Raw genomic sequence first — 14,276 nt, 5'->3', positions numbered from 1 at the left:
CCCAGGCCGAAATCAGAGAGTAAGAGAAAGAGTAGGAGTAAGAGAAAGATGGGCAGGGCACTTAAAACGCCCGTCCCCGCCCTCACCCGCCCAAACCCCACGGTTGACGATTGCGCCGCAGATCGGTCTTTTGGCCGGTTCCCATGCTCACCATCGCCGATGTTTCGAAGTCCTACGGCACCCGCACGCTCTTCAGCGACGTGTCGCTCTTCGTCGCGCGCACCGATCGGCTGGGCTTCGTCGGACCCAACGGCGCCGGCAAATCCACCCTGTTCAACCTGATCCTGGGCGAGGAGAAGCCCGACACCGGGACCATCGAGTGGGAGCGCGGCGCCGATTTTGGCTTCCTGCCGCAAGAAAGCGCCCCTGCGGGCGACGAGACCATCCTCCAGATTGCCACGAGCGGGAAGCACCTTGAGCCAACCGAGGACAACTTCGACATCGACTACACCCTCGAGCCGCGCGCGAAGAAGATCCTCGCCGGCCTCGGTTTCAAGGAGGGCGATGCGGACAAGCACGCGAAGACCTTCTCCGGTGGCTGGGTCATGCGCGCCCACCTCGCACGTCTGCTCGTCGCCGAGCCCGCCCTGCTTCTGCTCGACGAGCCTACCAACCATCTCGATCTCGAGGCGCTGCTCTGGTTTCAGGATTACCTCACGCGCTACCCCGGCGGCCTGCTCGTGATCTCCCACGACCGCGCCTTTCTGAACGCGTTGTGCACCGGCATGCTCGAGCTCCGCGGCGGCGAGCTGCACTACTACCACGGCAATTACGACAACTTCCTGCAGGAAAAGGAAGCGCGCAAAGCCCAGCAGGCCGCCCTCTACAAGAACCAGCAGCGGGAGATCGCCCACCTCCAGCGCTTCGTCGACCGGTTTGGCGCCAAGGCAACCCTGGCCTCCCGCGCCAAGTCCAAGGAGAAGCAGATCGAACGGCTCAAGGAGGACGCCATCGAGGAGCCGCAAGAGGAGCTGAAGCGGATCAATTTCAAGTTCCCGCAGCCGCCCCGCTCCGGCCTCAAGGTTATCGAGCTCGCCAACGTCCAACAGGCCTACGGCGACCACGTCGTGTACCGCGACCTCAACTTCACCGCGGAACGCAGCCAGCGCATCGTCCTCGTCGGGCCCAACGGGGCCGGCAAGTCCACCTTGCTCAAGATCCTCGGCGACGTGATCCCCATCCAGGGCGGCACCCGCGAGCTCGGCCAGAACGTCGTCACCGGCTACTTCGCCCAGAACCGGCTCGATAACCTCAATTCCAAGCTCTCCGTCCTCGAAAACGTGATGGAGCTGCGGACCAACGAGAACCAGCTCACCGAGCAGCAGGCCCGCGCCATCCTGGGCGCGTTCCTCTTCCGGAAGGATGATGTCTTCAAACCCGTCAGCGTCCTCTCCGGCGGCGAGAAGTCCCGCCTCGCGCTCGCCCGGCTCCTCGTGAAGCCGCCGAACCTGCTGCTGATGGACGAGCCCACGACCCACCTCGACATCGCCTCGATCGATGCGCTCGTGAACGCGCTCAAGGCCTACGAGGGCACGCTCATCTTCATCAGCCACGACGTGCACTTCATCCGTTCGCTCGCGCAGAACGTGCTCCACGTCCACAGCGGCCGGCTGACCGCCTACGCCGGCGATTACGATTACTACCTCGAGAAATCGCGTGCGACCGATGCCCGCGCCGCCCTGACCGCCGGTTTCACCGACGCGCGCCCGAAGCAGGAGCCGACGCCTGTCGTCGCCACCGCCCCGGCCACCAGCGCCACCTCGTCGAAGAAGAAGCCGACCGCCAACCAGCTCCGGAAATTCCGCGAACAGGTCGGTCAGCTTGAGAAACGTGTCGTGGAGCTCGAGGCCCGCCAGGCCGAGATCACCGCCTCACTCGAGGATCCCGCGACCTACGCCGACAAGGGCAAATTCCATCAGCTCAACCGCGAACTCGCCTCCCTCGTGGACGAAATCTCCGCCGCGACCAACGCCTGGGAAAAAGCCGCCACCGAATTGGCCGAGATGGAAGCCTGATACGGCGGGCGGTCGCCCGCCGTAGTGAAAGTGAGGGTGAGGTCGACCGCGTGCCCGCTGGAGATCGTTCTTAGTCTGCCTGCTCGGACGACCGGCGCTGCCCACTCCACCCTTGCCCGGATCCAGCTCGCGACGCCGCCGGACCTGCAACTTGCCAACTTTTCCACCTGAGACGGGGGTTGCCAGCGGCGGCTTCGACCGCGCCGCGCCGTCGGCCCCCACATTAGAGGTCGTCCACGGCCACGTGGCCCGGGGTAATACTCTCCCGTCAAAGTTGTTCCACCCGAGGTGCCTGCTCTGGTAGCGTCCTCCCACACCATGGACGTGCTTTTCCTCTCACGCCTGCAGTTCGCGTTCACCATCAGCTTCCACTACCTGTACCCGCCGCTGAGCATCGGCCTCGGCGTCCTGCTGGTCCTGATCGAGGGCATGTGGCTCAAGACCCGCAACCCGCTCTACCACCAGATGGCGCGGTTCTGGACCAAGGTCTTCGCGCTCACGTTCGCCATCGGCGTCGCCACCGGCATCGTCATGGAGTTCGAGTTCGGCACCAACTGGGCCACCTACTCCCGCTACGTCGGCGACGTTTTCGGCAGCGCCCTCGCCGCCGAGGGTATCTTCGCCTTCTTCCTCGAATCCGGCTTCCTCGCGGTCCTGCTCTTCGGTTGGGACAAGGTCGGCCCCAAGATGCACTTCTTCGCCACGTGCATGGTCGCGCTCGGCGCCCACTTCAGCGCCATCTGGATCGTCGTCGCCAACTCCTGGATGCAGACGCCCGCCGGCTACCACATCGTCGGCGAGGGCATTCACGCCCGCGCCGAGATCACCGACTTCTGGGCCATGGTGTTCAACCCGTCCTCTATGGACCGGCTTTCGCACACCTTGATGGGCGCGTGGCAGGCCGGCGCCTGGCTCATGGTCAGCGTGGGCGCGTTCTATCTCCTGCGCCGCCGCCATCGTGAATTTGCCCTCACCTCCGTGAAGCTCGGGCTCGGGGTCGCACTGATCGCCTCGCTGGCGTCACTCTGGACCGGCCACAGCAGCGCGCAGGGTGTCGCCGTGAACCAGCCGGCCAAGCTTGCCGCCTTCGAGGGCCATTGGGAAACCACCGGCAATGCGCCGCTGCACGTCGTCGGCTGGGTCGACGAGAAGAAGGGCGAAACCCACGGCATCGCCATCCCCGGCCTCCTCAGTTTCCTCGCCCACAACGACCCGAAGGCCCCGGTCACCGGGCTCAACGACATCCCGCCCGCCGACCGCCCGCCCATTCATTTCAGCTTCCAGCTCTTCCACCTCATGATCGCCATCGGCAGCGGCCTCATCGCCCTCGCCGCCTGGGCGTTCTACCTCGCGTACCGCGGCAAGCTCGAGCGCTCCACCGTCACGCTGTGGCTGCTCACGTTCGCCGTGCTCGGCCCGCAGATCGCCAACCAGGCGGGCTGGTGGGCCGCCGAGGTCGGACGCCAGCCGTGGATCGTCTACAACCTGCTGCGCACCTCCCAGGGGCTCTCCGAGGTTGTCTCCGCCAATATGATCGTCGCCTCGATGATCATGTTCACCGCGGTGTACGCGCTGCTCTTCGCCGTCTTCGTCTTCCTCCTCAACAGCAAGATCCACCACGGGCCGGATGACGCCGACCTGCTCGACCCGTACGAGAACATCCAGGGCGCGGTCCGCGGCGCGAAGGGAGGTGCCGCATGAGCTTCGGCTCCCTCGATCTCAACACCGTCTGGTTCATCCTCGTGGGGGTCCTGTTCACGGGCTACGTGATCCTCGACGGCTTCGACCTGGGCGTCGGCGTGCTCCACCTGTTCGCCGCGCGCACCGACCACGAGCGTCGCGTGTTCCTCAATGCGATCGGGCCAGTCTGGGACGGCAACGAGGTGTGGCTCGTCACCGGCGGCGGCGCGCTTTTCGCCGCCTTCCCCGACGTTTACGCCACCGTCTTCTCCGGCTTCTACCTGGCGTTCATGGCGCTGCTCTGCGCGCTGATTTTCCGCGCCGTCGCCATCGAATTCCGCAGCAAGCATCCCTCGGCGCTCTGGCGGCGCTTCTGGGACCTCAGCTTCGCCGGCGGCAGCATCTTCTCCGCCTTCCTGATCGGCGTGGCCATGGGCAATATCGCGTGGGGCGTGCCCGTGGACGCCCGCGGCGAATACGCCGGCACGTTCCTGAGCCTGCTCAACCCGTATGCGCTCCTCATGGGCGTCACCACCGTCGCCCTCTTCGCCATGCACGGCGCCATTTACCTGGTCCTGAAAACCGAGGGCGAGCTGCAGGACCGCCTGCGCCGCTGGGTGAACCCATCCATCATCGGCTTCATCCTCTGCTACGCGATCCTCACCCCAGCGACGCTCCTCTACGTGCCGCACGTGGTGGAAGCGTTCAAACGCGAGCCTTGGTTCTTCGCGCTCGTCATCCCCGCCGTGCTCGCGATCGCCAACATCCCGCGCGAGATGACCCGCCAGAAGCACTTTTTCGCCTTCCTCTCCTCCTGCGCCGCCATGGTCGGGCTCATGGCGCTGTTCGGCGTCGGGATGTACCCGAATCTCTTGTACAGCAACCCGCACCCCGAGCACAGCCTCACGGTCGTGAACGCCGCCTCGTCCCAGAAGACCCTCGGCGTGATGTTCACCATCGCCCTGATCGGCGTGCCCATCGTCGTGGCCTACTCGGCAAGCATCTACTACATCTTCCGCGGCAAGGTTCGCCTCGACCGGATGAGCTACTGACCGCATTCCGCCGGGCCGGCGGAATGCGGCTAGGTTACAGGTTCCAAGTTGGAAAGTTGCAGGTGGGCCAGCCGGTCCCCGTTGCAGGTTCCCGGTTGGCACGTTGCAGGTTCCGCGACCCCAACCTTCCAACGTTCAACGTTTCCACCTGCAACGCGTAGCGGCGCGCCGCTACCGCCGCTTCACTTTCACCGGCGAGGCGGGCGAGCCGGGCTTGGGGGCCTCGGTCGCGGCCGGCGCCGGCGTCGCCGCGGGAGCCGCCGCATCGGCCACCGTCACGCGGATCAGCCCGCGCCACTCGCCCGGGCCGTAGCTGTTGGAATCGTCGTTGTTGTACTTCTGCTGCAGCGCCGCCCGCAGCTCGGCCGACTGCTCCTCCGCTTTCGCGTGGCAGCTGCCACACTGCCGGATCGTCGCCAGCGGCTTGTACACGCGCCACTCATACGCGCCCGACGCCTGTTTGATCCGCTGCACGAGCAGCTTCGGCGGCACTCCGCCCATCAACGCATAATGCACCTTCTTCAGCGCCTCGGCCTCCGCCGCGTCCGGCGCGTTCGCCGGGTTGCGCAGCTTCAGGCTCGTCAGCTTCAGCGCCGTGATCCGCGGCAACCCGCCGACCGTCCCGTTCTTCATCGGGACATCCTTCAAGTGACACGTCGGCAACGCGGCCACCTCGGTGCCGCGCGACACCGCCGCCGCAGCGTCCGTGATCATCGTCATCGCCAGCCGGTCGATGGCATAGGAACCGGCACTGACATAGCTCCGGGCCTCGGGGTCATAGGGATCAACGAACTCAGCCTCGACCGCGGCCGGCGCCTCCTGGGCGCGCAGCGGGCATCCGACAAACACCGCGGCGAGGGCCGCGGCCATCACGAAGCGGGGGTGTTTTTGCATAGAATGAAGTGACGCTTCCGTCACCGGGGTGCCCGGAGTGTAGCACGGGATTCCCGTGGCCGGGAATCTCGAATTTTGCCGGAACGCAAAATGGCGCCCCCCCCGCAGGCGGCGCCGCCGCGCCCGTCGCGCGTCACCAGAATCTCTCCGCTCAGGCCGGCGGCCGCGGCGTGAAGCGCAACTGCTCGTTCGCGGGACGACTCCCCGGCGTATCCAGCCCGTCCGACGGCGTGAACCACGGACAATCCGGATGGCCGTGGCGCACGGCCCGGGGCTCACCCCGCCGCGCACACCACACCCAGTCGCCCCCGGTACCGGGGATCGGCGTCGCCGCGCGGCACTCGGGGCCGCAGGGCGCAATCGCTGGGTGAACGGGAGCAGGCACGCCGCCACGATGCGGCCGACAGCAGGCGTGACAAGCGCTCGAACGCGGTTTGCGGCGAGAAAGCCCACGGGTGATTCACCGCGCGATTGCCCCCGCCCGAAACGTCCCCGGCTTGATCCAAGTCATGCCGCCAGCGCCGCTTGGTTTGCCTTTGCCGACGATGCACTTTCGTTCGGGCCATGCGCCGCGCCACCGCCCTTGTTGCCTTGAGCCTCGCCTGGCTCTGCGCGCAGGGCTCGCTGCTTGACTCGGTGCAGGTCGTCGCCTGGGCGCGCATGTTCACCGGCTACGCCGCGACGATGGATTGGTCCGAGGCGCTGACGCGGACCTTCGATCCCGCGCGGCCCTGCGCGATGTGCCTCGCCGTGCGCGAGGCCCGCACCGATGCCGCCCGCAACGCCCCGGCGCCGACGCCCGAGCGCGACAATGTCAAGGTGGTGCTCGCACTCCAAGTCGTGGACCAACCTCTGACTCCGCCCGGCGTTCTGGCGCCGCTGGCGCCCGTAACGCTCGTCCCCGCCAATTGGGTGCCACGGGTGCCCACGCCGCCGCCGCGCGGGAGTCTCGTGTAGCGAGATCGTCGCGCGGCCCATGCCGCGCATCTGTCCTACCACCTGAACCGTTACGCCACGGGATCAGACCACGCTGTGCGTGGCCATCCGGACGCGCGGTTCGCTCCCGTCCGTCGTTCTCATGCATTTCTCTTTTCGTTCCCTCCACGCTCCCGGCGTCGCCATGCTCCTGGGCTCGGCCAGCGCCTCTCTCCTCGGGCAGGAAATCCTGCTCGATCGCTATTACGTCAACGCCCCACCCCTCGCGTCCGATGCCACGGGCGTAACCTCCAACGCGGTCCGCTCGCACCTGCCGGTCGACGTCGGCGCGCTCGTCGCCCGCGAGGTCGCTGCCGTCTCTCCCGTGCGCCGCGGCGGCGTCGCTTCCGACGTCCTGCTCCGCGGTCTCGGCCGCGACAACGTCACGGTCGCCCTCGACGGGGCTCCCGCCCACGCCGCGTGCCCGGGCCGGATGGACCCGCCGGTGTTTCACGTCAGCTCACCCTTGATCGAACACATCGCCATCGGCGCCGGCCCCTTCGACGTGCGACGCGGCGGCGCGCCCGGCGGCGTGATCGCCGTCGAGTCCGCCGCGCCCCCCGCCGAGCGTTTTGCTACCCTCGGGCTCCTCGGCGGCTCGGCCGATCTGCGCAACGTCGACGCCGCCGTCGGCGGGCCGGTCGGCGGCGGCTGGCGACTCCTCGCCGCCGGCAGTTACCAGGAGGGTCTCAGCTATCGCGACGGCACCGGCCACCGCATCTCGGAAACGCCGGGACTGAACTATCGGCCCGAATGGCGCGACGCCACGGCCTTTGCGATCGGCCACGCTGAGGTCCATGCCCGCTGGGCGGACGCGACCGGGCATGAACTGGGCCTGCGCGCCGCCATCAATGACGGCGTCGACGTGCTTTACCCGGCGCTGATGATGGATGCCCAACGCGATCGCGCGACCCGCCTCGGCGCCACCTGGGCCGCGCCGGTGCAACTGCCCTGGGCCGATCACTGGCGCCTCCAGCTCTACCACCACCGCGTGGAGCACGACATGAGCGACGCCTTCCGCCAGTCCTCCCTGGGCATGTTCGCCGCCCGCGGCTGGATGATGCGCACCATCGCGGCCACGACCAACTACGGCGCGCAACTCGAGACCGACGTGCGCCGCGGCGACACCACCCTCACCACCGGCGCGCAGGCCGGCGCCCGGCACTGGGTGGCCGACAACGTGATCGGCGCCAGCGCCAACGCGATGATCCCCGACGTGACGATCCGCAACGTGGCCGCGTACACGCAGGCGGAACGCGCGACCGGCCCGTGGCGGCTGCGCGCCGGCCTGCGCGCCGAGGCGTGGCGCAGCGCCGCGTCGCGCGACGTCAGCTTCGCCCAACGCGCGCACGGCACCGACCGCAATCGGCAGACCGACGCCGCGCTGATGGGGCATGTGTTCGGCGAGCGCGTGCTCACGCCGGCCGTGACGCTGTTTGGCGGCGTGGGCCATGGCGCACGCGTCCCGGATCCGCAGGAGCGCTACACCGTGGTCAACCGACCCGGCACCGGCACCGACTGGGTCGGCAACCCCACGCTTGATCCCGTGCGCGGCACCGAACTCACCGCCGGCGCCCGCGGCACCGCCGGCCGCGTGAGCTGGAATGCCCGCGCGTTTCACCTGCGCTTCGACGATTACATCGTCCTCGGGCGCCTCACGCCCGCCCCCGGCTCGACCGCCAATCCCGCCCGCACCGAGAGCTACTTTGGCATCGGCGCGGAACTGACCGGTGCCGAGGCCAAGATCCAGGTCGGGCTCGCGCCGGGCTGGACCGCCGCCTTCGACGCCGCCGGGCAGCGCGGCCGCAAACGCAGCCTCGCCCCCAACGACACCGACCGCGACCTGCCGGACATCCCGCCCTGGCGCGGCCGCGCCGCGCTGCGCTGGGAGTCCGCCGGCACGTGGGCGCAGTTCGAAACCCAGTGGTCCGCGCGTCAGAACCGCGTGGATACCGACGCTGGCGAGCGCCCGCTCGGCGGTCACGCCGCGCTCAACCTGCGCGCGGAGCACGCACTCGGCCATGGGCTGACGCTCTCCGCCGGGGTGGAAAACTTGCTCGATCGCGCCTACGCGGTGCACAACGCCTACACCCGCGACCCGTTCGCCGCCGGCTTGTTGATCAGCGAACCCGGCCGCTACCTCTACGCGCAGCTGCGCTGGCGGCTCTAGCCTAGCGCGGCCCGCCCGCGGCCGGCCGGTGGGCACACACCTGGACGACGGCGGCCAGGCCGGTGTGCCCCACGCCCTCCTTCACGTCGCGCTCGATTTCGCAGCCGACGTGAAACGTGAGGCCCGTGAGTTCCGCGCGCAGCGCCGGCAGCGTCATGCACAGGCTCGGATCCTTCGGTCCGCCGGTGCCATGGCGCAGTTGCGCCGGCGTATAGGCCTCGAGAATGAAAACGCCGCCGGGCTGAAGCCCCGCGACCACCTGCCGGTGCACCCGCTGCCGGAGCGCCGGCGGCAGGTGCGCCCAGATCGACACAATCCCGGCCCACGCTCCGGGCGTAATCGCGAAGTCGGCAAGGTCGGCCACCTGCGTGACCAGCGACACGCCGCGGCTCGCCGCCAATTCCTGCGCCTTGCGCAGGCCGACCGCCGAGCCATCGACCGCAGTCACCGCATGGCCGCGCTCGGCGAGAAACACCGCGTTGCGGCCTTCGCCCTCCGCGAGGCAGAGCACCGGCCCGCGCGGGATGCGACCGGCCATCGAGACCAGGAAGTCGTTCGGCTGCGTGCCGTACACATAGGAGGCGTTGGCGTAGCGTTGGTCCCAGAAAGTGTCGCTCATGATCAGTGAATCAGGCCCGCGTGGATCGCACCGGCCGTGGCTGCGGCGACGACAATCCACAAGGTCACGGCATGCGCAAGCGGCCGCAGCCCGAGCAGGCGGATCACCTCGCGGGTCAGCCCGGCCCCGATGAAGAAGAGCGTCAGGGTGAGCAACGCGCGCGCCCCGGCCGTCACCCAAGGCGCAAGCGGCGCAAGGGACGGCACGAACGTGAACACCGCCGAAAGCAGCACAAACCCGCCGATAAACCATGGAATCGGCAGCCGACCGCCATGCGAGGTCTCCGGGTCTCTCCGCCGGGCCCACATCCCGAGCACGAGCGCGACGGGCACGATCCAAAGCGCCCGCGCCAGTTTCACCGTGGTCGCCACCATGAGCGCCTCCCGCCCATGCGTGAGCGCCGCACCGGTGACTGAGCTCGTGTCGTGAATCGCAAGGGCGCACCAGAGCCCATACTGGTGCGGATCAAAGCCGATCCAGGTGCCCGCGAGCGGAAACACGAGCAGCGCCACGCCATTGAGCAGGAACACGACGGCGAGCGCCGCCGACGTTTCCTCCGGCCGCGCGCCCACCGCCGGCGCCGCCGCCGCGATCGCGCTGCCGCCGCAGATGCCCGTGCCCGCGCTGATCAGCGCGCCGACCTTCGGCGCAATGCCAAACCGCGTCGTCAGCCAGGCCCCAAACGCGAAGGTCGCGAGCAGTCCGACCAACGTGTAGAGCAACCCCTGGCTGCCGACGCGCGCGACGATCGTCAGGTTCACGCCAGCGCCCAAGCCCATCACCGCAAACTGCAGCAGATGCTTGGCCGCGACGCCGGTGCGCTGCGCAATCGGATTGCCCAGCGTCAGCGCCAGCGCGGCCCCGGCCAGCAACGCGGCCCAGGGCGGTGTCCACGGCAGCAACGCGAGCAGACCACCCACGATCAACAGCGCCGCGGCCAGCCGCTGCCGGCCATTCATTGGGGTAGTCCCCAACACGGTTTCAAAGTTGAAGCTCACAAGAGCCAAGACCGTGTCATAAGCCCCGGCCGAAGTGAAAGTGAGAGTGAGACTGAAAGTGGATATAAGCGGCGTTCTCGCTGGCCCAACCTCCGCCTTCCACCCTCAGCTTTCAGTCGTCCGATTTCCGCCTATCAGCTTTCCGCCTTCAACCTTCGCTTCCTTCAGCGTTGGCTTCCTTCAGCCTTCCCCGAGCCGGTGTGCCTGGAAGAGCACGACGCAGTCGGTGCCGTCCGCCGTGGGCAGCCACTGCGGTTGGAGTTTGCCGAACTCGCGATCGATCGCTTCGCGCAGCCCGCCGACCTCGATCACGACGATGCCATGCGGCTGCAATCGCGCTCGGGCCTGCCGCAACAGCTTGCGAATGACGACGAGCCCGTCGGCGCCGCCGTCGTGCGCCATCCGCGGCTCCGCCGCGAACTCTGGGGTCTGCTGGTCCACGAGTCCGCTTGGCTCGTACGGGGGATTGCTGAGGATGATGTCGTACTTCGCCGGCGGCACCGCATCGAGCACGTCGCTTTGGTACAAATGCACGCGCGACGCCACGCCGTGCTCGTGCACGTTGCGCTTCGCTACCGCCAGTGCGTCGGCCGACAGGTCACAGGCATCCACGCGCGCCGAGGGAAACTGGTGCGCGAGCAGGATCGCGAGGCAGCCCGAGCCGGTGCAGACGTCGACCGCGTGGCGGACGTTCGCGCCACCCTCCGGCAGCCACTCGCCCAGTTGCCCGGGGATGAGTTCGAGAAAGTAGCTGCGGGGGATGATCACCCGCTCGTCGACGTAGAACCGGTGCTCACCCAGCCACGCCTCGCGCGTGAGGTACGCCGCCGGCACGCGCTCGATCACGCGCCGGCAAAAGACGGCCTCCAGACTCGCGCGCTGCGCCGGCGTGAGCCGGCGCCGCAGCACCGAAACCGGCACATCGAGCTCAAACCCGAGCGTCCGAAGAATCAGGTACAACGCCTCGTCATGCGCGTCGGTCGCGACCTGCCCGAGCGCCACGCCGCGCTCCTCGAGCAGTTTCTCCGCGAAAGCGAGCCACGCCCCGGGCGTCTCGAGCGCCGCGGCGCCCGCGAAGGGATCAGTGGCCGGCCTGGTCTTCCGACGCGACGACGTGGGCATGATTGTGAATGTGTTCCGGGCAGTAACACTGGTCGCCGGCGCACTTGGAGCAGTAGCGGAAATCCAGGTCCGGATGCGAGAGGTCGGTCTTGCCGCAGACGTAGCACACATGCCGCGGCTGCACCTGCTCACGCGCGCGTTCGGTGCGGGCGGCGGACTGCCGCTGACTCTGCCGCGCGCCGCGCAGCATCGTGCTGCCGAAGAACAGCAGGAACGTGATCGCCGCCGCCGCGATCTGCAGCCGCAGCCCCCAGCTGCCGAGGAAGAAGTTCACGCCGTACAGCGCCCACGTGAAGAGCGCGATCCACTTGATCTTCAGGGGCAGCACGAAGAACAGCAGCAACTCGAAGTCCGGGTTGATGAACGCATACGCCAGGAACACCGCGCCCAGAATGTAGAGATTCGTCACCGGCGTGTAGGGCGTGACGAACGCCAGCGCCGCCGTCAGCAGCCAGTTAGTGAAGAGGAACAGGTTGAAGCGAAAGACGCCCCAGTAGGACTCCATCGCGCTGCTCATCATGTAGAACAGGTACCAACCGAACGCCGTGAACACGTACCCGAACAACCCTTGCGGGAGCGGGATCACGAACATGAACGTGAGCGGCCGCCACCATTCGCCCTGCAGCACCAGCACCGGCGCGTACATCAGCTTCTCCACCGGCAGCAGCCCGAACATCCGTGAGACAAACACGAACACCTGCCCGATCACCAGGTACAGGGCGAGGTTGGGCACCGCGAAGCGGCCAAAGATTCGTTCAAGTCGGTCGAGCAGAGACATCAGGAAAGCGGAAACACTGGGCGCATGCCCCGCCCAAGTGCAAGCGAACGAACGGTCCAGCCGTTCCACGGCAGGACTCCGTCTCCCAACCGTCGTGTCCATTCGTGTGCATTCGTGGTTAAGCCCGGTTTGAACCGCGAACGGCCGCAAACCCACCCGCGAAAATCCGCGGTCCTCGGCCCTCCGTGGTTCCGAACCTGCCACCTTCAAACCTGCAACCTGCCAACATCGGCGCCACCGCCCGCCCACCCCACGTTTTCGCGCCTGTTCGCGCCTTTCGCGGTTCCACCCTCCGCCCTTCCGTGGTTCGGGAACCTGCAACGTGCGAACGTCGCGCGCGCGGTTCAGCGCGCGCGACTGCCGTCGATCAGTACACGGCTTCGTCCAGCAGCGCGAAGAGCTCGGCTTCGTTGATCCGGCGCTGCTGCATGGAGTCGCGCTCGCGCAGCGTGAAGGTGCCATCCTTCTCGATCGTGTCGAAGTCGATGGTCACGCACCACGGCGTGCCGATCTCGTCCTGACGACGATACCGGCGGCCAATCGCGCCCGCCTCGTCGTAGAACACCGCGTACTTGCGCTTCAGCTTCGTGTAGAGCGCCTGCGCCCGGGCCACCAGCGCCTCCTTGTTCTTCAACAAGGGCAGCACCGCCACCTTCACCGGGGCAACGCGCGGCGACAGCCGCAGCACCGTCCGCTTCTCGACCTTGCCCTTGTCGTCAGTCACGTCCTCCTCCGCATAGCCGGCGCAAAGCACGGCCAGGAGAATGCGGTCGACGCCGACCGCCGGCTCGATCACGTGCGGGACGACCTTCTGCTTCGTCGCCTCGTCGAAATACGTCTGCGGCACGCCGCTGAACTTCTGGTGCTGCTGGAGATCGTAGTCGCTGCGCGCCGCGATACCCCAAAGCTCCTGCACGCCAAACGGGTACTCGAACATGATGTCCACCGTCCGGCGCGAGTAGAACGCCAGTTTCTCCTTCGCGTGCTCAAACAGCGACAGCTTCGAAGCCGGCAAGCCGATCGAGAGCAGCCAGTTCTGACACCACTGCAGCCACTCTTCGTGGCACTTCAGCCAGTCGGCGTCCGGATGGATGAAGTACTCCATTTCCATCTGCTCGAACTCACGCGACCGGAAGATGAAGTTGCGCGGCGTGATCTCGTTACGGAAGGACTTGCCCACCTGAGCGATACCAAAGGGCAGCTTTACGCGGCCGGTGTCGGTCACGTTGCGGAAATCCACGAACATGCCCTGCGCTGTCTCCGGCCGCAGGTAAGCCACCGCCGACGAGTCGCGCATCGGGCCGACGTACGTCTCGAACATCATGTTGAACGCGCGCGGGGGCGTCAGGCTGCCCGGCTCGCCCGTCGCCGGCGACGGTATCAGCGCGATCTCCTCCGGCTTCGCCTCGGTCATGTCGCGGGGCTGCACCGGCGCGAGCTGGCCCTGGATCGCCTTCTTGCGCTTGAGGGTCTCGGCCGCCTCCTGCAGCGCAGCCGTCGTGCGCTCGCTCTCGAGGGCCGACACGTAGCCCACCACCTTGCCGTCAACCACGACGGGGGCGAAGAACAGCTGGTCCGCCCGGTAACGCTGCTTGCTCACCTTGCAGTCGACCAGGGGATCCGTGAAGCCGGCCACGTGGCCAGACGCTTCCCAAACCTTGGGGTGCATGATGATCGAACTCTCGAGGCCCACCACGTCCTCGCGGCGGCGCACCATGTCGTTCCACCAGCAGTCGCGAATATTCTTTTTCAACTCCACGCCCAGCGGACCGTAATCGAAGAAGCCGTTCAAACCGCCGTAGATCTCGGACGACTGGAAGATGAAGCCACGGCGTTTCGCGAGCGCGACGATGGCGTCCATGGACGCGGCAGGAGCGGAGGATTCGGCGGACATAAGGCGCGAGAGTTAGCCGGGTGCCGCGGGCGCGGTCAATGCCGGCCTCACACCGCTGCCGCTCCGGCGAGTCCCCGGT

The 14,276-nt window shown here is 67.5% G+C and carries 11 protein-coding genes; 5 read left to right on the top strand and 6 right to left on the bottom strand.

The features are described from left to right. The first annotated feature begins 143 nt into the window (after positions 1–143). From DB354_RS16510 to cydB, 3 genes are all read left to right on the top strand, one after another. Positions 144–2,015, top strand: coding sequence for an ABC-F family ATP-binding cassette domain-containing protein (locus DB354_RS16510; RefSeq protein ID WP_107836750.1), 1,872 nt, complete (start codon positions 144–146; stop codon positions 2,013–2,015). Positions 2,016–2,333: 318 nt separating this feature from the next. Then, positions 2,334–3,716 (top strand): cytochrome ubiquinol oxidase subunit I, encoded by a 1,383-nt coding sequence (locus DB354_RS16505; RefSeq protein ID WP_107836749.1) that lies wholly within the window; start codon positions 2,334–2,336, stop codon positions 3,714–3,716. Then, positions 3,713–4,747 (top strand): cytochrome d ubiquinol oxidase subunit II, encoded by a 1,035-nt coding sequence (gene cydB / locus DB354_RS16500; RefSeq protein ID WP_107836748.1) that lies wholly within the window; start codon positions 3,713–3,715, stop codon positions 4,745–4,747. Before DB354_RS16505 ends, cydB begins: the two co-directional genes overlap by 4 nt. 171 nt (positions 4,748–4,918) lie before the next feature. On the opposite strand, the gene DB354_RS16495 is transcribed toward cydB, so the two are convergent. Then, the gene (locus DB354_RS16495; RefSeq protein WP_107836747.1) at positions 4,919–5,641 is read right to left on the bottom strand and encodes a DUF3365 domain-containing protein; all 723 of its coding nucleotides are present in this window, start codon (positions 5,639–5,641) and stop codon (positions 4,919–4,921) included. Between the two features lie 564 nt (positions 5,642–6,205). Between DB354_RS16495 and DB354_RS16490 the strand changes: the two genes are divergently transcribed. After that, positions 6,206–6,598, top strand: coding sequence for a hypothetical protein (locus DB354_RS16490; protein WP_107836746.1), 393 nt, complete (start codon positions 6,206–6,208; stop codon positions 6,596–6,598). 121 nt (positions 6,599–6,719) lie between these two features. After that, positions 6,720–8,786, top strand: coding sequence for a TonB-dependent receptor (locus DB354_RS16485; protein WP_107836745.1), 2,067 nt, complete (start codon positions 6,720–6,722; stop codon positions 8,784–8,786). A gap of 1 nt (position 8,787) precedes the next feature. On the opposite strand, the gene DB354_RS16480 is transcribed toward DB354_RS16485, so the two are convergent. From DB354_RS16480 to DB354_RS16460, 5 genes are all read right to left on the bottom strand, one after another. Continuing rightward, positions 8,788–9,405 (bottom strand): class I SAM-dependent methyltransferase, encoded by a 618-nt coding sequence (locus DB354_RS16480; RefSeq protein WP_107836744.1) that lies wholly within the window; start codon positions 9,403–9,405, stop codon positions 8,788–8,790. 2 nt (positions 9,406–9,407) lie between these two features. Continuing rightward, positions 9,408–10,364 carry a putative sulfate exporter family transporter gene (locus DB354_RS16475; RefSeq protein ID WP_107836743.1) on the bottom strand — a complete coding sequence of 319 codons (957 nt, stop codon included), beginning with the start codon at positions 10,362–10,364 and terminating at the stop codon, positions 9,408–9,410. 219 nt (positions 10,365–10,583) lie between these two features. Next, entirely contained in the window at positions 10,584–11,525 is a 942-nt protein-coding gene (prmB, locus tag DB354_RS16470; RefSeq protein WP_107836742.1) for a 50S ribosomal protein L3 N(5)-glutamine methyltransferase, read from the bottom strand. Further along, positions 11,485–12,303, bottom strand: a complete 819-nt coding sequence (locus DB354_RS16465) for a rhomboid family intramembrane serine protease (RefSeq protein ID WP_107836741.1) — start codon at positions 12,301–12,303, stop codon at positions 11,485–11,487. The genes prmB and DB354_RS16465 overlap by 41 nt, the downstream gene beginning before the upstream one ends. 367 nt (positions 12,304–12,670) lie before the next feature. Next, a complete protein-coding gene (locus DB354_RS16460) occupies positions 12,671–14,197 on the bottom strand; it encodes a glycine--tRNA ligase (protein ID WP_107836740.1) in 1,527 nt (508 codons plus the stop codon). Positions 14,198–14,276 lie beyond the last annotated feature (79 nt).

The organism is Opitutus sp. ER46 (assembly GCF_003054705.1).
In the GTDB taxonomy this organism is placed as follows: domain Bacteria; phylum Verrucomicrobiota; class Verrucomicrobiia; order Opitutales; family Opitutaceae; genus ER46.
The sequence above is the reverse complement of the archived record's forward strand: the minus strand, read 5'-3'. Positions and strand labels throughout refer to the sequence as shown.